Genomic DNA, 20,580 nt, shown 5'->3' on the forward strand with positions numbered 1-20,580 from the left:
TTAACCCTGCCGTACCCCATTTATCTGTACGGCCACCCACACATCCGCAAAGGGCGAAGGCGCACTATCGAGTGCATACGACAGACCGGCACCATCGCTTCAAGCGTGCTGCTGGGTGCGGCTGCGCACCGACAGCATCCACGATCGACCGCATCATCCAACGACTTCACCCGCCGGACCGCGCACCATGGAAAGAAGTATCGTCAAGAACATCTTCATCAACTTTGCAGGAGCGATCGCTCCGACCTTCATCTCCCTCGTCACCGTGCCTGCCTATATCCACCTGATGGGTGTCGAGCGCTATGGGGTCATCAATCTGGTGTGGACGCTCATCGGCTACTTCAGCGTGCTCGATCTCGGCACGAGTCTCGCCACCGAGAATCAGATCTCCAAGGCGCGCGCCGCCAATGACGACTCGATCGAGCGCATCTTCTGGAGCGCGTGGTTCATGAATCTGGGGACCGGCATCGTGGGTGGCCTGCTGGTGTACCTCGGCACGTTTCTCTACATCACGCACGGCGTAAAGATCGAACCCGCCTTTCAGCGCGAGGTGATGGCGAGCCTGCCGTGGATCGCGGTGGCGGTGCCGATCGCGAACGTCTCGTGGGTCTTTGCCGGCGCCATCAACGGGGTGGAACGCTTTACCAGCTTCAATATCAACCAGACGCTGGGCACGGCGCTGTTCCAGTTGCTGCCGCTCGCTTCGATCTTCTGCTTCTCGCCCTCCCTCGCAGTGGTCATTCCCGCCGCGGTCGTGGCCCGTCTGATTGCCGGTGTGCTGCTCGGCGCGGCAGCGTTCCGCGCGATCGGCATTCGTCGCGTGCGGATGCCGCAATGGCGCGTGATGGCCGAACTCTTTCGCTACGGCCGCTGGATGCTGATGTTCTCGGGCGCCAGCATGATCGCGTCGACACTCGACCGGGTGCTGATCGGCGCGCTGCTGGGCGCGCGCTTTGTCACCTACTATGCGACCCCGCAGAATCTCATCACGCGTCTGAACCTGCTGCCGATCGCGATGGTGCGCACGCTCTTCCCACGCCTGTCAGCCGTCTCGCGCGCCGACGCCGACGCACTTGCGCATAGTTCCCTCGCCTTTCTGAACGGCGCCTTCACGCCGTGCGTGATCGTCGCGCTGTTCGCCCTCAAGCCCTTTCTGACGCTCTGGCTGGGACCGGTGGTCGCGGCTGCGGCACCGGTTGCCGGCGTGCTCGTGTTAGGCGTGTGGCTGAGCGGGCAGTCGGGCATTCTGGGGATTCTGATTCAGGCGCAGACAAGCCCGGCCTACGTGGCCGGCGTGAGCTGGCTCGAATTGCCGGTGTTCGCCGGTGCGCTGTGGTGCGGGATTCACTGGTTCGGGATCATGGGCGCGGGTGTCGTCGTGGTGATGAAGTCGCTGTTCGACTACGCCGTGCTGCTGTGGTTTGCGCGCCTGCATGTCTGGTCCATCGTGCGCAATATGGCGGCCCATCTCGCGTTCCTGGTCGTCGCGCTGGTGCTCTCTGAATCGATCACCGCGTTGCCGACGCTCATCGCCGCGGCACTCGTCATGGCGGCGGCGAATCTGGGCATGTCGCTGCATGGGTCCAGCGAACTCAGGAGTGTCGTCTACAAACTCTGGACGCGCGTGACGCTGTCCGCGAGTTAGTCGACCAGTTGTAGCGGGAGCTGATGCAGGGAGTTGAATCGGACCACGAATTTAACTGCGCGCCAAAGGTTGGATCAGTGTCCAACTTTTGGGGTGCAGTTTAAATGGCGGCCCGCTGTTTCAAGGCTTGTTCAGGGCATCCGGCACCGCGAGCGTGGCCGTGGCGATGCCAGGCACGCTGCTGCTGCGCGTCGCAATGGTCGCGAAGCGGCGCGGCTGGCAACGGGCCAGGGTACGTTCGTAGATCGACAGATAGCCGTCACTCACCCGCTGCACGCTGAACGTGTCGAGGTTCTGCACCGCCCGCTCAGCCAGCGCCGCATGCGCGACGCGATCGGTCAGGAGCAACCCGAGCGTCTCTGCAAGCGTCACCGGATCGTGAGCCGGTACCAGCAGACCGGCCTCGCCCCCATCCAGCATCTCGGGAATGCCCCCAACCCGCGTCGCCACGATCACGCGTCCCGTCTCGCGCGCCTCGCACAGCACCAGTCCGGCCGCTTCGAAGTGCGATGCCAGCGCAAACACGTCGGCCTGCGCAAGGTAAGCACGCGGGTCGGCCACAAAGCCTTCGAAGCGCGTCTGCCCGGCAATGCCGAGTTGCCCGGCGAGTGCTTCCATCGCGGCGCGATCGGGCCCATCGCCAACGAGATACAGCACCGCGTCAGGCACGCGCTTGCTCAGCAACGCGAAGGCGCGCAGCAAATCGCCGATACCCTTCCGCTCATACATGCCCGACACCGTGACAACGCACGGATGCGCCAACTGCGGCGCCGCGGGAACCGGCATACCGGCGAGGCGCGGCGTGCCGATCGTGCCGTTGCGCACCACGCTCAGACGCGCCCTGGGTATGCCACGCCGCACCATCTCCACCCCCACGGCATCGCTGACCGCCACCACGTGGTCGCCGACGCCCATCAACGTGGCGCTCCGCTGGAACGCGTTATGCACCGTCGTGACAAGCACGAAACGCCGCCGCAGCGCGCTCATGCGTGCAATCAGCGCGCCCGTCATCATGTGTGCATGCACCACGTCGGGGTCGACCTGCGCGACAAGACGTCTGAAGCCCGCCACCATGCCCGGCACGCGCGACGGCCTGGGCGACTGGGGCAGCAGCACGTGACGCACGCCGTGGCGCGCCAGCAGGTCTTCGAAACCGCCGCCCGCCGACGCCACCGTGACGTCGTGGCCCGCGCGTGCCTGCAGGCAGGCAAGATCGATCATCACGTTGACGATGCCGTTGCCGACGCTTTGCGCGTGATTGGCGAGATGGATGATTTTCATGGAGTCTGCGCAACATCCGTTGAGTGAGGGGGCGCCGCTGCGAGCGGCGCCGTCTGTGGCGTGAAGCGATACATCAGCGCTTTGCCGTGTGCGTCTTCCTCGACCAGCACGAGGTACTCGCCCGACGCGAGGCGATGGGCGGTCATCGGCATCGGCACATCGATCCAGCCGCTCGTCGAACCGACTTCCTTGCCCGGTTCGAGCCGGCCGACATCGCGCCCGGTATTCCGGTCGTAGACGCGCACGATCGCGCTTCGGGTTTCGATGGCGAAGACGTAGTCGCCCGCCACCGCGAAGCCGCTGATCGACGACCAGTCGGGCGCGCCGCGGTCGGGCAAGCCGATGACGTAGCGCAGCACCGGCTTGCCGCTCTTCCAGTGGTCATAACGCGCCAGTTGCGAACCCGCGCTATTCCAGTTGTCCTGAACGAATGGATGCGCCGGTGTCGACCCGGAGATGAACATCGTGTCGTCGGCGGGGAAATAATTCATGCGCGCGATACGGTTGAACGGCGCGGGCGGCGGATACCGCCGCATCGCGGCGTACCGATAGATCGGATTGCCGACCCGGTCGAAACCCTGTAACGGAAACAGGCGGATGCCCTGCGCCTCCGTGCCCTGCCAGATGTCGCCGCGGCTGTCGACCCACCACGCGCGCATCTGCGGCGCGTCCGTGCTGCCGGTGTTCTGGTCGAACGCGCTGGCGGAGAAGTCGCCCTTGCCGGTCGCGTCGCGCCAGATCCATTCACCTTGCGGCGGCTGGTTGGGCGGCCACGCGCCGTCGATGTGCGACTGTGAGAAGAGACCCGAAGGAATCGCCGTCTCGCGATCGGCTGTAAAGCGATAGATGCGCAGATACGACGAGTACATGTCCGTCGTATAGAGCAGCCGATGTCCGTGGACGTCACGCACGAGCGGCATGCCGCGCTGGCCGCCGAGGTACAGATGGAAGTAAGGATCGTAGGGATAGCGGAAACGGTCGGCGGTGTAACCGGCGTAAGACCACTCCTCGCCGACCGGACGTGTCAGATCGAGTGTGAACCGCTTGCTGCCGCTATAGACCGAGGGCGGCTCGCCATCGACGAACTGCGCCCCATCGACGAACAGCAGCCCTTGCAGACTGAAGCGCTGCGTACCGTCGGGCGCATAGCTCTCGATCAGCGCGCCGTCGTAAGTGCTCGGCCCCGTGCCGATGGCACGCGGTCCCGCCCCGTTCATCGACACGTAGATGTTGCCGGCCCGGTCCACGCCGACGCCGGTCAAACCATTGAAGCGCCGCGGCCCTGGCGCACCGGCGCGGCCGGCATAAATGCCGCCCTCTTCCCCAAAGCTCGCCGACAGGTGCATGGCCGCTCCCGCCTGCGCAGCGCCGGATGCCGCCACGTCAGGATTCGCCGTGAAAATCAGGATCTGCTGGCGCGCGCCGTTGTCGGCGATCAGCAATCGCCCGCGGGTGTCGACCGTCAGATCCGCGGGCGCCACGCCTCGCGGCAAGGCGAGCTCGCCCAGGCGTGCGCCATCGCGTGCACGGTGGACCACGCGCTCGGCGCCTTCGGTGCGGCTGTTCTCGACGAGCCACAGCGAGCCGTCGGGCGCGAGCGCGAGGCGGCCCGGTTCGTGCACCGGAAAACTGCCGACCGCCTGCATGGTTTGGGCATCGAAGATCTGCACGCGGTTGTCACGCTGATTCGACACGAAGAGCCGCGTCTCGTCCGCGGCGAGCCCGCGGATCGCGTAATCTTCCTTACTCGAAAAAGTCGAGACCAGCAGAAACGCCAGACGGCTGCCGCCCGGCCAGCTCACCTGCCCGGCGAACGGTACGCCGTCACGGATATCGGTGCGGCTGCGCCGCGCCACGCCGGTCCACTGTTCGCCCTCACGCGGCATACGCCGGTGTTGAGCCATCTCGTTGCCGAGACTGACGACGGTTTGCGCGACGAACACGTATTCATCGTTCACGGCGATCGCGTCGCCGCCCATCATGCCCCAGCCGTGCGACTCGCCGCCGTAGCGAACCAGTTGACCGTTGCGGTACTGGCCAATCTCGCCGCCGCCTTCGTCCCAGGGCGCGTTCGTGAAGACGTCGCCATCAGGCGTGACAGCGAGCGCCTGCACGTCGATCTGCACCCAGCGATGATCCGCGTAGCCCCAGGTGTTGCCGATCCACGAAGTGCGGTACGACAACGACGGATGCGCGGCGGCGGCGCGTGCTTCGGCGGCGGGCTTGCTAGCGGAAGCCACGACGTTTGGACCCGGCGCGGCCTGGGTGGTCTGCGCCGGCCCCAGTGTCGTGCCGCCTCCCGAGCCGCTTGCCGCGATCAGCACGAGCACCGGCAACGCCAGCGCGGCGGCGCATACGAGCCGTTCGAAGGTTTTGCGTGCAATGCGTCGCATGATCTTCTACGCGTCAGAACGCGTCGATCGCTTCGCGGTAAATCTGCGCGACCTGCGCGGCGACCACCGGCCGGTCGAAATGCCGGCGGGCATACGCGCGGCATGCCTGCGAGTCCGGCACCACACGCCTGCCAAGCAGGACATCGGCAATGCCGTCACCGATCGCCTTGAATCCCCCCGAGGGCAGCACCAGCTCAGCCGATAACGGCGCGACCGCTTCCGGCAGACCGCCTACCGGCGTCACCAGAACCGGCGTGCCGGCGGCAAGCGATTCGATCGTCGTGAGCCCGAAGCCTTCGAGCGACACGGTCGGCACGACCGTCAAATCGGCGGCGCGATACCAGAGCGGTACCTTGTCGTCGGGCACGTAACCAGCGAGCCGCACGTGGCGCTCAAGCCCGCGCGCCGCGATGCGCGCCTGCAGTTTCGCCTCCAACGGTCCTTTACCGGCGATCGTCAGGAGTACGTCGGGTAGCAAGGGCTTGACGATGGCCATCGCATCGATCAGGTCCTCGAGTCCCATGCGTGAGACCAGGCGGCGCATGCAGAAAAGCAGTGGCCGATCCAGCGGCAAACCGAGGCGCTCACGCGCCCGCCGCTGCGTCACGCGGGTATCGAATAGCCCAACGTCGACGCAGCCTGGCACGATCCGGATGCGTTCCTCATGTACGCCGTAGGTCTCGCGCAGAATCTTCCCGAACGCCTGCGACAGCACGATATGACGCGTGCCGCCCTGGTACACGAAGCGTTCGAGCGCCACCCGCATCGCGCGCGACCAGCCGCCACCGCCGCCCGGATACGACTCGGCCGCCCATGGCCCATGAAAATGCACGACCTTCGGCACGTTTCTGAACAGGCCCGCGGTCGGCGCCGCGTAGAGCGCGAAATGCGCGGCGACGACGTCGGGCATCTTCGCGGCCCGCAGCGCACGCGACTGCCTGCGCGAGCCCCACAGGCGCGTGCCAAGCGGCGCCTCTACGCCGGCGAAGGCCAGCACGCTGCCGCCCGACGCATCGAACACAGCGGGGCTGCCCGCCACCATCCCACGCACATTGACGCCCTGCTCCGGGAGCGTATCGATCAGCGCCTTGAACATGCGATCGAGGCCACCCGGCCGCTCGTTGAACCAGTGCATACCAATCTGCAGCGAATCGATCGGCGCGCTCATAGGTCCACCGATGCGGTCGCACAGCCGGCCGGCAACGATTGCGCCGTGTGCCGCGCATGCACCTGCTCATAGACCGCCAGATAGCGCTCCGCCATGGCCTGCCAGCTCAAGGTTCTGGCGACTTCGCGCGCTGCCTGCCCCAGGCGGCGCGCGTAGTCGCGATCGCTCGCGAGGCGTTCGATCGCCGCGGCAAGCGCGGCCGCATCGTTGGGATCGTCGAGCACGATGCCGCTTCTGGCCGTAATCACTTCCGCGCCGCCCGCACTGCGCACGGTGATGACCGGTAATCCCGCGGCCAGCGCTTCGAGCAGCACCAGTCCCATCGGTTCGTAACGCGAGGGGAACACGAACGCATCGACCGAACGCATCAACGCGGGCATGTCCATCACCATGTCCGTGAAGTGGACCCGTTCCGTCAACCCGAGCGAAGCCACCAGCGCCGGATACGGACTGTTGTGCAGAATCCCCGCGACCGCCAGATGCACATCGGGCGAGGTGTGCACGAGGGCGCGCAGCACCGTGTCGAGATTCTTGCGCGACATGCGCAGGTCGCCCGCGAACAGCAGCATGAACGGCCCTGACGGCAAACCGAAGCGGGCCCGCTCAGGCGCACCCGGTGCGAATTCGTCGACATCCACACCGTTATGAATCACCTGCAGCTGCGCCGGGCCGATGTCCAGCGCGCGCACCTCGGCGGCGACCGCATGCGAGACCGGCACGATGACCTCCGAATGCCGGAAGGCCCATTTTTCGCAGGCGATATTCAGCAACGTGTAGGTGACCTGATACGCGTCGTAGACGCTGCGAAACAGGCGGAACGGATAGAAACCGCAGCGATACCAGCCGTCGTGGACGAAATGCGCCGCGTTGACATCGGCGCGCGCCCAGGCGATGAAGCCGTTCACGTGAATCACATCGAACGCCTGACGATGTGCACGGATCCAAGCACCGCAACGCCACGCGAACATCTGGTACTGGGCGAGTTTGGTGGGCAGCCGGCTTCCGGCAATCTGCACAAAGCGCACAAGCGGGTGCTGCACCAGCTCGGGGGCCGCCTCGGCGGCGAGCAGTGTCACCGAATGGCCGGCCGCGAGCGCTGCGAGCACGATCTCGTAGTTGACGCGTCCTTGCCCATCGTTCTTGCGCACGACGTGGGTGACAATCAAAATCCGCATGTGGTCCTTCTTCCTGGTATTTTTTAGGGTCGTGCCGGCGCGGCAGTGACCGCGCTGTGGCGTTCACGCGCATAGCGCAGCGAAATCACCGGTAGGGTCACGCCGAGAAAGAAAAACATCCCCGACACCGAAGTCAGCGTGTTGATAAAAACCATCATCGACAGAATCGCCACGGCTACGCCGACGCCGGAGATCGCCAGCAGGTCGGACGGGTGCTGCCGGCTCGCCCGATACGCGCGCCACAGCAACATCACGATGCCGGTCGTGTAAAGCAGCGTGCCTGGCCACCCCATCACGTAGGGCACCTCCATCAGGCCGCTGTCGAAATTGAGCATCGCCTGCGCCGCCGTGTCGTTGGACAGCTTGCTGCCGAGGCCGGTCGTGCCGAGCCCCTGGCCGGCGATATCGGTTAGCGCCGACGACATGAACGATTTATAAAAATCCGCGCGCGCCTGGAAGCTGTTGTCCTTGCCGAGGTCCTGAATCGAGCTCAAGCGCTGCATCACCGGTTCCGCGACCTGATCGATCATCATCAGCGGCGCGGCCACCACGGCCAGCCCCAGCACGCCGGCCATCAACCGCATCCGGTTCTTGCCGTCGAGCATGGCGAAGGAATACACCAGTGCAATCGCAAAGCCGCCCCACGTGCTGCGCGCGCTGGTGAGCAGCAGCGCGGGAATCCCCACGCAGCCGAGCACAATGCGCGCTTTACCCCGCGCGGCCAGCGACATCAGCAGGATCGTCATGAGCGTGACCGCGAAGGGGCCGCATGAATTCATCGTGCTGCTGATGCGCATGCCGAACGGCACCGGCTGCCCCTCGGACAGCATCTTCGAGGAGATCAGCCAGAACGCATCCCACGGCATCGGCGAAACGAACTCGAGCAGGCCGTACACGCTCATCAGGAGTCCGCCATAGACGAAGGTCTTGAGCAGCACGCGGTGATAGTCCGGATAGTGGCGCCACGTCACGGTGAGATAGAACGCCACCATCACGGGATAGAGCCAGTTGATCAGCGTAAACGTCGCGGCCGCGGGGCCGACTTGCGCCATGCCGACCACAAAGGCATAGAGCAACGCGATCACGATCAGCACCAGCGGCGCTGCACGGCGTTGCCCCAGCAACGCGACACGCCGGATCAGCGTCAGGCCGGTGAGCGCGACGGCGAGCAACGTCGCCACCATGATCGGACTTTGCTCATTGAAAGAACCGTTGATGAAGTCCGCGAGGCGCCGCACTTCCGGTGTCAGAAAAAACAGCCAGCAGACGAATCCGATGTAATGCGCGGGCGAGCGCCAGTACAACACCGCCGCCACGCCGAACGCGCCGAGCGGAAAGAAATATTCGACCAGCCTGCCTTGATGCAAAAGGATCAAGCCCAGGGTCGCGGCAAACAGGAGCAAGGGCAAGATCAGCGGATGACGCAAGCCCTTGCGCCCCGTGCGGGCTGCCGGGGCGGCAGGCATGGCCCGATCAGGCGCAACCGTCTCACCGGGTAGCGCGCGCGGTATGCCCGGCGACGTCGATAGTCCAACCTGCGTGGAAGGCGTGATCAGCATTCGCACCATTACAGGAGCTCGAAGGTGTTGACGAGCGCCACGCCATCGCGTTCGCGGCGCCGTATGCCGAAGAACGGCTGGCTGCCGCGCACCTGGCGCGTCAAGCCGATGAACGGCACGCCATGCTCCAGATACGGCCCTTCCGTTTTACGAAAACCGAACTGCTCGTAGAAGTCGCGCAACCCAAGCGGCGCGCTCACGCGCGCAGCGTGTCCTGGCCAACGCTCCGCGATTGCCTGCAGCACCCGTTCGAGCAACTGTTCAGCGGTGCCGTCGCCACGCCGCAGCGGGCTCGTCAGCACCTTGTCGATGGTGACTTCCGGATCTTCGGCGTCGCCGGGTTGCAGGCGTGCGTACGCCAGAATCGGCATGGGCCGCGCCATGTCCTCGACTGCAAAGACATGCAACGCGTTCTCGTCGCGTCCATCGGCGTCAAGACAGACGTGCGATTGCTCGACGACGAAGACCGCACTGCGCGCCCGCAAGATCAGATACAACTCGCGTGCCGAAAGCTGCTCGAAGTCCAGCGTTTTCCAGTTCATCGCATTCCCCAGCGGTAAATAAGTTCAGCGAGACCGGCGTCGCACGCCGCCCTCGCCGGCCTGGCTCAACACGCCGGCCTGTTGTCATGGCTACACGGTACGTCCGCGAAACGCGTGTTTCCGTGCGCCATCGCACTGACGCTGGGCTTTGACAATTCTTAAATACGGGGCGTCGGGACATGCTGTAGCAAGAAACCGCCAAAACGGCTTCAGGGGACCGTGCCTGGGCGACAAAGATACGCACCGAACCGCCACCAGACGCGCCGCGATGACGTCACGCGCCGCGATAGACACCCAGAAACGACGACATCCGTTCGTTTTACGTCGCCACACTCGAAGGACCGTTGACCAACAAGGGGGCACCTCAACATGAAAACCGCACTGCGACGCATCCTTTCCGAATCGGCCCGTCTCGACGTTCCGCCGGATACCCTGGCCGACGACGCCGATCTGTACTCCGCGGGCCTGTCCTCGCTTGCGACAGTGCATCTGATGCTCGCCATCGAAGATGAATTCGGCATCGAAATTCCGGACCGCATGCTCACGCGCCGGCTGTTCTCCAGCATCGATTCGATGGCCGCCGCGGTCGTCGAGCTGCAACGGGCGCAGGCGGCCGCATGAACGCCCCGCTGCTGGACACAGCCGCAGTGGCGGCGCCGCTCGCCGACCCCGCTGCGGCACAACCCGCCGGCGCAGGCGTCGTACTGAGCACGGTGGAATCCGAACCCGCCTGGCGCGCCGCCGCGCAGCGCTGCGCCGCCGTGGCCGCGCAGTTCGCCGATCCGGTGGACCGCGAAGCGCGCTTTCCTCACGAGGCTTTCGACGCGCTCAAGCGCGAACTTCTGCTGTCGGCGATGGTGCCGGCCGCGTTCGGCGGCGCGGGGCTCTCGCTCGCGGATGTCGGTGCGATCTGCGACACGCTCGCGCAGGGATGCGCCTCGACCGCGATGGTGTACGCGATGCATCAGATCCAGGTGGCCTGCATCGAGGCGCACGGCAGCGAGTCGGCATGGCACCGGCAGTTGCTCGCACAACTGGTCGAGCATCAATGGCTGCTGGCTTCGGCGACCTCCGAAGAAACCATCGGCGGCAATATGCGCACCAGCGCCTGCTCGGTCGAGCTCGACGGAGAGCCAGGCAAGCAGCGCTTTCGCATCGAAAAGCTCGCGCCGACGATCTCGTACGGCGCGCACGCCGACGGCATTCTGGTCACCGCGCGCCGCACCGCCGAATCGGCTGCGGCCGACCAGGTGCTGATCGTCGCGTTACGTGAGGAAACGCAACTGGAAAAGCGCGGCGGCTGGGATTCGATGGGCATGCGCGGCACCTGCAGCGAGGGCTTCCGGCTCGTCGCCACGGGGCTGGCCGAGCAGATCCTGCCGACACCCTTCGCCGATATCGCCGATCAGACCATGCTGCCGGTCTCGCACACACTGTGGGCCTCGGTATGGACCGGCGTGGCCAGCGACGCCGTGAATCGCGCGAAAGCCTTCTTTCGTGCGCAGGCCCGCTCAAAACCCGGTGCGATTCCGCCGGCCGGCCTGCGCCTCGCCGAAGCGGTCGGTCTGCTGCAGATGATGCAGGCGCGCCTGTCGGTCGCGCTCGACGCGGCGCGCACCGCCCACCACGCGCGGCACGGCGGCTGCCAGGCCGATGCGCCGCTCTCGGCGATGCTCGGCTTCGCCTCCGACATGAATACGCTGAAAACCAGCATCTCGACCACGGCGCTGCAAGTCGTGCAGGAAGTGCTGATGATCTGCGGCATGGCGGGCTACAAGAACGGCACGGAATACAGCGTGGGACGGCATCTGCGCGACCTCTACTCCGCGCCCCTGATGATCAATAACGACCGTATCGCGCAGAACACGGCGAGCCTGTTGCTCGCGCAGCGTCCTGCCACCCCGGGGAGAGCCTGACATGAACACGATGACCGATACCGCCGCGCTGGCCGCTGCCGCCCCCGAAGCCGCGGCGCCGACTTTCCGCGACGAACTGCTGGCCGCGGGCCTGTTGATCGATACCGGCGAAGACGGCCTGTACGGCCGCAGCCAGATTTTCGAAGACGTAGTGGAGCGCCTGAACGTGGCGATCACGCATCTCGGCGCGGACCAGCAGCCGGAAGTGCTGCGCTTTCCGCCCGCCATGCGCCGCACCGATTTCGAAGACAGCGAGTATCTGAAAAGCTTCCCGAACCTCGCCGGCACGATCCACTCGTTCTGCGGCAACGACATGGGCCACCAGCGCCTGTTGCGCGCACTCGACGACGCCATGACCGAGCGCGACGACGAACGCAGCGAAGAATGGATGGCGCAACAAAAACCGACTCGCGTGGTTCTCACGCCGGCCGCCTGCTATCCGATCTATCCCGTGATGGCACGGCGCGGCCCGCTGCCCGCCGGCGGCCGCACCATCGACGTGCTGTCGTATTGCTTCCGCCACGAACCGTCGCTCGATCCGGGCCGCATGCAGATGTTCCGGCAGCGCGAATACGTGCGTCTCGGCAGCGCCGAGCAGGTGATGGCGTTCCGGCAGATGTGGGTGGAGCGCGGCTCGCTGCTGATTACGCTACTGCAATTGCCGGTGGAAGTGGATCTCGCCAACGATCCGTTCTTCGGCCGCGGCGGCAAGATCGTCGCCGATAGCCAGCGTGCCCAGGCCCTCAAATTCGAATTGCTGATTCCGGTCGCCGACCCGCGCGGCAAGACCGCATGCCTCTCGTTCAACTATCACATGGACCATTTCGGCGCGATCTGGAAAATTGCATGCGAAGACGGCGCGGTGGCGCACACAGGCTGCGTCGGCTTCGGCATGGAGCGCATCACGCTGGCGCTGTTCCGTCATCATGGGCTCCACGTCGACGCATGGCCGGACGATGTTCGCGCGCTGCTGTGGGGCGACACCAAGGCGCGCGTGGCGCAGGGTATGCAGTCCATGCAGCCGGCTTCCGGGGCGGCGGCTCAGGGTGCCGGAGATAGCGCATGAATCCCTCGCCGATCCCCGTGCCCAAAGGCGTGCCATCCCCCTTCCCGCTGCCCCGCCGGATCGATTTGCCGGCTGCGGGCGGCGCGACTGCGCCCGCAGCCGCGCCGTTGCGCCAGCACGCGTCGCACGCGCTGCATCAAGGCGAGCGCGTCTGGCAGGAGACCAACTGCTACGTCGACCTGTGGATCGAACTGCTGCACGGCTTCGGGCTCGATCCGCGCGCGGCGCTCGGTTTTACCGTCACGCAGGACTTCGAAGGCGATCAGTTCACGTTCTTCAAATTCCCGCTCGAAGACCTGGAGCGGCTGTACGGCACCCAGGTGCAGGAACTGGCGATCTACGACTCGCTCGAAGCCCGCGTGCTCGCACAGACCTCGCGCGGCCATACCGTGCTGGTGGAAGTGGACGGCTATTACCTGCCGAATACGCGCGCCACGTCGTATCGGCGCGAACATCCGAAAACCACGGTGGGGATCGACTTTATCGATCCGCCCGCGCGCCGCCTCGGCTATTTCCACAACACCGGCTACCACGTGCTCGACGGCGAAGACTACGACGGCGTATTCCGCAAGCTGCCGCAATTCGCGCAACAGCCCGATCTGCTGTTTCCATACGTCGAATTCGCCAAGCAGGCGCGGCCCGCGCTGGAGGGCACCGCACTCGCCGAAGCATCCGCGGAATTGTTGTGCGCGCATCTAAACCGGCGGCCGCTGACCAATCCGATCTCGCAGTGGCGCGCCGCGTTTCCCGCGCATCTCGATACGCTGCTTGAACGCGGTGAGGCATTCTTTCATCCGTACTCGTTCAACCTCATGCGGCAGCTCGGCGCGAACTTCGAGTTTCTCTCGAAGTATCTGGTGTGGCTCTCCGCGCAAGGTTTCGAGGTGCCGGCGTCGATTCCGGCGGCAGCGCAATGTATCGCATCGGAGTCGATGGTCATGCAGTTCCGGCTCGTGCGGGCCATCGCGCGCGGACGCCGCGATTCGTGTGAAGACTGCTTCGACGTACTCGAAAGCGCCTACGAAAAGACGCTGCCGCCGCTGGCCGCGCTGGTGCTGTGACGAGCTCGAGTCGAGCTTCAGGAAATTGCCGTGGACGCGCTGACGACTGACCTGGTACCCGATGAAGGCGGCTCGCTCCCGCCGCCGTTTGCTGAGACGGCCGACGCGGCCGGCATGACAACGGTCGATGCCGCGCCCACCGCACTATCTCAGGAATCCCAGGAGCTCTGGCCGCAGCAACTCGACATGGGTTGGCAATGCGTCAGCACGCCGGCTGGTGCCTGCGCGTCGCCCGCCGAGTTGCCCGCACAGGGCTGGCTCGCCGCGCAAGTGCCCGGCACGGTGGCAAGCGCGCGCCGAGCCGCAGACCTGCTCGACACCGCGAATCCGCCACCGCTCGCCTTCGACGACCACTGGTATCGGCTCACGCTGACCGGCACCGGCAAACGCCGCTTGCGCCTGCACGGCCTCGCCACGCTCGCGGAAGTCTGGCTCGATGGTATCAAGCGTCTGGCGTCGGATTCGATGTTCGTCACGCACGATCTCGACATCGAACTGCACGGCAGCGCGACACTCGCGCTGTGCTTTCGCTCGCTGACCCCGGCGCTGGCGGCAAAACGCTCACGCGCCCGCTGGCGGCCGCGGCTCGTCACACCCTCCACCTTGCGCAACGTGCGCACCACCCTGCTCGGCCATATGCCGGGATGGTGTCCGTCGGTGCAGGCAGTCGGCCCATGGCGACCGATTGAAATGTTGAGCGACGTGCCACACGCATTCGACACGATTGATCTGACAAGCCGACTCGAAGACGACGACGGCGTTGTTTCGTTAACGCTACATTTCCTTCACCCGCATGACGTCGACACGTGCACCGCTTCGTTGAATTGCGGTGGCGTTGTTTCGTCCTTGCAATGGCACGATGCCTATACGCTGACCGGCAGCGTGCGTGTACCGCATGTTGAATGCTGGTGGCCGCACACGCATGGCGAGCCCACTTTATATCCTCTGACGTTGCAGCTTGATGACGAGTGCGTCATATCCCAATCATTGGGATCGATCGGCTTTCGCAGCATCGAAGTGGATCGCGGCGCGGACGGTGCGGGCTTCGCTTTACGCGTAAATGGCACGCCGGTGTTCTGCCGCGGCGCCTGCTGGACCAGCGCGGATCTCGTCACGCTGACCGGCACCGAGGCGCAATTGCGTCACGCTTTCGCGCTCGCTCGCGATGCAGGCATGAACATGCTGCGAGTCGGCGGCACGATGGTGTACGAGTCCGACACCTTCTATTCGCTTGCTGACGAATACGGCCTGCTCGTCTGGCAAGACTTCGCGCTGGCGAATTTCGACTACCCGAACGATGCCGCTTTCAGTGCGTCCATTGAACGCGAAGCAACCCAATTTCTGACCCGCACGCGCCGCTTCGCATCGCTCGCGGTGCTGTGCGGCGGCAGCGAAGTCGACCAGCAGGCAGCCATGTTCGGCCTGCCCGCTTCGATGCGCGCGCAACCACTTTTTACCGAACAGTTACCGGCTATCGTTGCGCGCGAGCGGTCGGATGTTCCGTACGTGAGCAACTCGCCCTCGGGCGGCGCGTGGCCGTTTTCAACTAATGAGGGCATCACGCACTACTACGGCGTGGGCGCCTATCAACGCCCGCTCGACGACGTCCGACGTTCGCAGGTGCGTTTCGCCGCCGAATGCCTCGCCTTCGCTAATGTGCCCGACGACGCCACCTTGCACGGCGCGCTGGGCACAATTCATCTGCACGATCCGCGCTGGAAAGCAGCCGTGCCGCGTGACCCCGGCGCCGGCTGGGATTTCGACGACGTGCGCGACCATTATCTTCAGACGCTTTACAGCGTCGATCCGGTGCGGTTGCGTTACGAAGACCCCGAGCGCTATCTGGACCTGTCGCGCGCGGTGGTCGCCGACCTGATGGCCGACGTATTCGCCGAATGGCGGCGCGCCGGCTCGACGTGCGGCGGCGCGCTGGTCTGGCAGCTCCAGGATCTGCGCGCCGGCGCAGGCTGGGGCTTGATTGATGCCACAGGACGGCCTAAAAGCGCCCTGCACGGCCTCGCGCGGGCGCTGCAACCCATCCAGGTGGTCATGACTGACGAAGGCCTCAACGGCCTCGATATTCATCTGCTGAACGAACGTGCTCGGCCCTTGCAGGTGCAACTGGAGTTGGTCTGCCTGCGCGAGGGCAGCGTCAAGGTCGCATCGGCCAGCCGCGCGGTCGAACTGGCGCCGCACAGCACCCAGCGCATCAGCGCGGCCGCGTGCCTCGGCCAGTTCTTCGATTTCACGCACGCCTACCGCTTCGGCCCGCGCGCCCACGACGTCACGATTGCGACGCTGCGCGAATCAGCGAGCGGCCGGGTTGTCTCAGAAGCGGTTCATTTGCCGGAGCGGCGCGCAGACGTTCGTCACGACCTAGGCCTTACGGTCGGCGCCGAGCGCACCGCCGACGGCTGGCAGTTGGTCATCGAAGCGAAGCGCTTTGCGCGCTTCGTTCATATCATTGACACGCACTACCGCGCGGCGCACGACTGGTTCCATCTGCCGCCGAACGGCCCCTGCGTTGTGCCGCTCCTACCCGTTGAGCAATTCGTTGCGCGTGCATCTAACGCGGTGTTTAAAGCTGACGCAACATGCGAGGCACCCGCCGGTGAAGTGCGCGCAATCAATGCGATGTCCGCCACGTTTTACGGTTGATTGTCGTCCCTGAACTAGCTTTGCCTTCGCAAGCCGCGTAAAACCTCGCGCTGTGCGAATCCACTGTCTGGTCTACAGAAACACTGTTAGTTCTTTTGCGACTTTCCGATCTTCAAAAAAAGACAATGCGTGCGGCACCGTACGCAACGCATGGAACACATCTGAATCAATTCCGGCACATTCCGGACGCCCCCCGGCAACGCGCGCACAAAGGCTATTTCATCCATGAGACACCCCCTGCAAAGGTATGCTCATCAGCCTCTAACCCAATCCGATCAAGGACTTGACTCGAATAGAAATACCCTGCGTAGGGCGCGCGCATTAAGCAGGCGTTGTACAGAATTGAAACAAAAAGTCACATTTGGCTTCGCGCACCGCTAAGGCCTGGTTCGCTGCGCCGCACCAGCACTCGTTTTCCCCAGGGTTGGCACGCTCCTCGCTAAAGAGAAAGCGCAACACCGCGTCGCCGCAACGCGACCTACAAGAACCGCGGTGACGCATCAGGCCAATACGGGGCCGTTCCTGTCCATCCCTCGCTGCTCGCCAGGCAGCATGTCGTTTATTCAAGGGTGCAGGCATCGGATCAAAAAACACGAAGTCACGCTGCGCGCGGCTTCAGCGAGGACCGATCATGTTGACACTTCAATCAGATCTGCACGGCAACCATTTGCTCGGCGCGTTGCCGTCACACGAATGGCAAGCCCTTGCCCCGCATCTCGAACTGGTTCATCTGCGCACCGAGCAACTGCTGTGCGATTCTGGTCAACGCATCCATCACGTCTACTTCCCGACCACTGCGATCATCTCGATGCTCTCGACGATGGAAGACGGCAGTTCGGTCGAAATCGCCGCGGTCGGCCGCGAAGGCATGACCGGCGTGCCGGTGCTGACAGGTGGCGAAACCATGCCGAACCGCGTGCAGGTGCAATGCGCCGGCTTCGCCTACCGGATGAGCGCACAGGCGCTCAAGCAGCAATTCGCACGCTCTGATTTCCTGCGCCGCCTGATGCTGTTGTACATGCACGCGCTGCTCACGCAAGTCGCGCAAACCGCCGCCTGCAATCGCCACCACGCCTTGAACAAGCAACTGTGCCGGTGGCTGCTGATCGAAGTGGACCGCGTGGCATCGAACGATCTGACGGTCACCCAGCAACTGATCGCCGACATGCTCGGCGTGCGCCGCGAAGGCATCACCGAAGCGGCCGGCAAGCTGCACGACGAAGGCCTGATTCATCACAGCCGCGGCCACATCAAGGTACTCGACCGCAAAGGTCTCGAAGCGCGCGCCTGCGAATGCTACGGCCTCGTCAAGCGCGAATTCGATCGCCTGCTGCCGCGCCTGCGTCAGGCTGAAACCGTCGAGTAAGCAATCGACCAGGGGCTGCATCGTTCGATTACAGGGTAGATCAACATGTTCAGGAATACTGCGCGATGTCTCGACGCACTCTTTGTGATTGCGGGCGGACTGCTCGCTCATTGGATGCGTTTTTCGACGCCAATTGCGTTGTCGGACACCGAGCGCCTTCTGATCGCCTTCAACTGCGTGCTCGTGCTGCTGATGTTTCCCGGCTTCGGCGTCTATGAAACGTGGCGTGGCAAGGCGCTGCCTTCCATGCTGCTGAGAGTCGCCGCCGCCTGGCTGGTGGTGGTCGCCACCGCCCTTCTGCTGGCGTTCACCTTGCACCGCATGGATGCGGTGTCGCGGCTGTGGTTCGCGTACTCGACGCTGATCTCCGGCGCGCTGATCATCATCACCAAGTGCCTCGTGCATGTGGCCTTGCAGAGCGTGCGCCGGCGCGGCATGAACTTCCGCACGGTCGCAATCGTCGGCGCACCCGGTTTCTCGCGTACCTTGCTTGCGCATCTCAACCATGCGCCACAAGCCGGCTTCCGGCCCGTCTGCGTCTTCGACACCAGCATCGAAGCGGCGGGCACCTATGGCGTGCGTCTCAATCGCCTCCCCGTGCTGACCGATCTGAATGCGTTCGCCGCCAAGGTGCGCGAAGAGCATGTGAACGAGGTGTGGCTCGCTTTACCGCTCTCAGAAGAACACATGATCTATCGCTTCACGCACATGTTCCGACATGACTTCGTGAATCTGCGATTTATTCCCGATGTGCGCAGCCTCTCGCTTTTCAACCACGCGCTGGTCGATGTCGTCGGTTTACCGACGCTCAATCTGAGCGCGACACCCGTCGCGTCGCCGCAGATGTGGCCCAAGCTGATCTTCGACCGCCTGTTCGCGGCGGCCGCGCTGGTGGCGCTCGCCCCGGTGTTCATCGCGCTCGCGATCGGCATCAAGCTGAGCTCGCCCGGGCCGGTGTTCTTCCGCCAGACCCGCAAGGGCGTCGATGGCCAGCCGTTCGCGATCTACAAGTTCCGTTCGATGACCGTGCACCACGAAGCGCACGGCCAGGTCACGCAGGCCGCGCGCAACGACACGCGCGTCACGAAGCTCGGTGGCTTCATGCGTCGCACCAGTCTCGACGAATTGCCGCAATTCCTGAACGTGCTGCTCGGCCAGATGTCGGTGGTCGGGCCACGTCCCCATGCGGTCGAACACGACGACCTCTACAAGGATCAAGTGTATGGCTATATGAACCGCTACCGGATCAAACCCGGCATCACCGGCTGGGCGCAGGTGAACGGTTATCGCGGCGCCACCACCAAGGTCGAAAAGATGGAGGCGCGCGTCAAGTTCGATCTCTTCTATATCCACAACTGGTCGTTCTGGTTCGACATGAAGATCGTGTTCATCACGATTTTCAAGGGTTTCGTCGGCCACAACGCATTCTGACCATGCCACTCCGGAAACCGTCTGTGAAAGTCTCCGTGATCGTGCCGACGTACCGGCGCACGGCGGATCTCGCACGCTGTCTCGCGGCACTCGATGCGCAGGAGCGCCGTGCCGACGAAGTGATCGTGATAGCACGTCACGACGACCACGCGACGCTCGACTGGTTGCGCACGCGCGACGCGACCCGGCCCGACCCGCGCCGCTGGATCGTGCTGGTGCACAAGCCGGGCGTGGTCGCGGCCTACAACCTCGGCATCGACAGCGCGAGCGGCGACGTGCTCTGCTTCACCGACGACGACGCCGCGCCGCATTCCGACTGGATCGCGCGGATCACCCGCGCGTTCAACAACGACCCGGCGCTCGGCGGCCTCGGTGGACGCGACATCGTGCATGAACGCAATGGCATTCTCCAGGGGCAGAAGCCACGCGTCGGCCTCGTGCGCTGGTATGGCCGGACCATCGGCAATCACCATATCGGCCACGGCGCGGCACGCGAAGTCCAGGTGCTCAAGGGCGTCAACATGGCGTTTCGCCGCGAGGCGATCGGCACGCTGCGCTTCGACGCCCGCTTGCGCGGTACCGGCGCGCAGGTTCACTGCGAGATGGGCTTCAGTCTGGACGTGCAGCGGCGCGGCTGGACCCTGATTTACGACCCGTCGCTGCTGGTGGAGCACTTCCCGGCCCAGCGCAGCGACGAAGACCAGCGCTTCACATTTAACGACGCCGCCTTCTATAACGCGTCATTCAATCTCCGACTCATCATGTGCGAATACCTGACGCCACCCGGCCGATGGGCGTTCGTCGTTTACTCGACGCTGATCGGCGATCGCGCGGACCCGGGGTTCCTGCGCGCATTGTCGTTGGCATTCGAGCGCGGCGGCGTGGCACTCGCGCTTCGCAAATGGCGAGTTGGTTTACGCGCGATGCGCGGGGCATGGCAGGAGGCAGCGCGCTGACCGATCAACGTGCTGCTTCACGCGAGGGACCACTAAAATGACTATCAGAACGATTGCCGCAGGGCTCGCGGCTGCATCTCTATGCGCCTGTTCACTGGCGCCAGGACCTTATCTGGACACCAAGCGGCTGGAGCCGCCTCCTCCGCCGGAGCAGACCGCCGAGAAGTTTCCGGTGCACACCATCGATGTCAGCTATTTTCGCCGGCAACGCGCGGCCGCGGTGCCGGCCGTCTGCCCGCTATCGTGCCTGACGCCGCAGACGCGCGGCGCCTACGACTATCGGCTCGGTATCGGCGACCAGTTGAGCATCATCGTCTGGGATCACCCGGAACTGACCGGCGGTGGCACGGGCGTGGGGGGGGG

At 64.7% G+C, this 20,580-nt stretch carries 15 protein-coding genes and 1 pseudogene; 10 read left to right on the forward strand and 6 right to left on the reverse strand.

What is annotated here, in order from left to right:
* The first annotated feature begins 187 nt into the window (after positions 1–187).
* Positions 188–1,645, forward strand: coding sequence for an oligosaccharide flippase family protein (locus tag PQQ96_RS13885; RefSeq protein WP_408292463.1), 1,458 nt, complete (start codon positions 188–190; stop codon positions 1,643–1,645).
* A gap of 120 nt (positions 1,646–1,765) precedes the next feature.
* Here the strand turns inward: PQQ96_RS13885 and PQQ96_RS13890 are convergent, their stop codons facing one another.
* From PQQ96_RS13890 to PQQ96_RS13915, 6 genes are read right to left on the reverse strand one after another with little or no spacing between them, the layout of a single operon-like run.
* Positions 1,766–2,926 (reverse strand): glycosyltransferase, encoded by a 1,161-nt coding sequence (locus PQQ96_RS13890; protein WP_408292465.1) that lies wholly within the window; start codon positions 2,924–2,926, stop codon positions 1,766–1,768.
* On the reverse strand, positions 2,923–5,319 hold the full coding sequence (locus PQQ96_RS13895; RefSeq protein ID WP_408292467.1) for an NHL repeat-containing protein: 2,397 nt from the start codon (positions 5,317–5,319) through the stop codon (positions 2,923–2,925). Before PQQ96_RS13895 ends, PQQ96_RS13890 begins: the two co-directional genes overlap by 4 nt.
* A gap of 13 nt (positions 5,320–5,332) precedes the next feature.
* The gene (locus PQQ96_RS13900; RefSeq protein ID WP_408292469.1) at positions 5,333–6,487 is read right to left on the reverse strand and encodes a glycosyltransferase family 4 protein; all 1,155 of its coding nucleotides are present in this window, start codon (positions 6,485–6,487) and stop codon (positions 5,333–5,335) included.
* The gene (locus PQQ96_RS13905; protein ID WP_408292471.1) at positions 6,484–7,662 is read right to left on the reverse strand and encodes a glycosyltransferase family 4 protein; all 1,179 of its coding nucleotides are present in this window, start codon (positions 7,660–7,662) and stop codon (positions 6,484–6,486) included. The genes PQQ96_RS13900 and PQQ96_RS13905 overlap by 4 nt, the downstream gene beginning before the upstream one ends.
* A 23-nt stretch (positions 7,663–7,685) precedes the next feature.
* Entirely contained in the window at positions 7,686–9,230 is a 1,545-nt protein-coding gene (locus PQQ96_RS13910) for an O-antigen ligase family protein (RefSeq protein ID WP_408292473.1), read from the reverse strand.
* Positions 9,230–9,763, reverse strand: a complete 534-nt coding sequence (locus PQQ96_RS13915) for a GNAT family N-acetyltransferase (protein WP_408292475.1) — start codon at positions 9,761–9,763, stop codon at positions 9,230–9,232. Before PQQ96_RS13915 ends, PQQ96_RS13910 begins: the two co-directional genes overlap by 1 nt.
* A gap of 369 nt (positions 9,764–10,132) precedes the next feature.
* On the opposite strand from PQQ96_RS13915, the gene PQQ96_RS13920 reads away from it, so the two are divergent.
* The 9 genes and pseudogenes from PQQ96_RS13920 to PQQ96_RS13960 form a co-directional block, all read left to right on the forward strand.
* A complete protein-coding gene (locus tag PQQ96_RS13920; RefSeq protein ID WP_408292477.1) occupies positions 10,133–10,384 on the forward strand; it encodes an acyl carrier protein in 252 nt (83 codons plus the stop codon).
* A complete protein-coding gene (locus PQQ96_RS13925) occupies positions 10,381–11,679 on the forward strand; it encodes an acyl-CoA dehydrogenase family protein (RefSeq protein ID WP_408292479.1) in 1,299 nt (432 codons plus the stop codon). Before PQQ96_RS13920 ends, PQQ96_RS13925 begins: the two co-directional genes overlap by 4 nt.
* A 1-nt stretch (position 11,680) precedes the next feature.
* Positions 11,681–12,745: an amino acid--[acyl-carrier-protein] ligase gene (locus PQQ96_RS13930; RefSeq protein WP_408292481.1), complete on the forward strand. Its 1,065-nt coding sequence runs from the start codon at positions 11,681–11,683 to the stop codon at positions 12,743–12,745.
* Positions 12,742–13,806, forward strand: a complete 1,065-nt coding sequence (locus tag PQQ96_RS13935) for a DUF1839 family protein (RefSeq protein WP_408292483.1) — start codon at positions 12,742–12,744, stop codon at positions 13,804–13,806. The genes PQQ96_RS13930 and PQQ96_RS13935 overlap by 4 nt, the downstream gene beginning before the upstream one ends.
* A 114-nt stretch (positions 13,807–13,920) precedes the next feature.
* A complete protein-coding gene (locus PQQ96_RS13940; RefSeq protein WP_408292499.1) occupies positions 13,921–16,464 on the forward strand; it encodes a glycosyl hydrolase 2 galactose-binding domain-containing protein in 2,544 nt (847 codons plus the stop codon).
* Positions 16,465–17,095: 631 nt separating this feature from the next.
* Positions 17,096–17,830 (forward strand): Crp/Fnr family transcriptional regulator, encoded by a 735-nt coding sequence (locus PQQ96_RS13945; protein ID WP_006048767.1) that lies wholly within the window; start codon positions 17,096–17,098, stop codon positions 17,828–17,830.
* A gap of 45 nt (positions 17,831–17,875) precedes the next feature.
* Positions 17,876–19,261: an undecaprenyl-phosphate glucose phosphotransferase gene (locus PQQ96_RS13950; protein ID WP_408292485.1), complete on the forward strand. Its 1,386-nt coding sequence runs from the start codon at positions 17,876–17,878 to the stop codon at positions 19,259–19,261.
* 2 nt (positions 19,262–19,263) lie between these two features.
* Positions 19,264–20,217, forward strand: coding sequence for a glycosyltransferase family 2 protein (locus tag PQQ96_RS13955; RefSeq protein WP_408292487.1), 954 nt, complete (start codon positions 19,264–19,266; stop codon positions 20,215–20,217).
* Between the two features lie 37 nt (positions 20,218–20,254).
* Positions 20,255–20,580: pseudogene (locus tag PQQ96_RS13960) on the forward strand (polysaccharide biosynthesis/export family protein); the annotation flags it as partial.

This window comes from Paraburkholderia sediminicola (genome assembly GCF_046027825.1).
Lineage (GTDB): Bacteria > Pseudomonadota > Gammaproteobacteria > Burkholderiales > Burkholderiaceae > Paraburkholderia > Paraburkholderia sediminicola_D.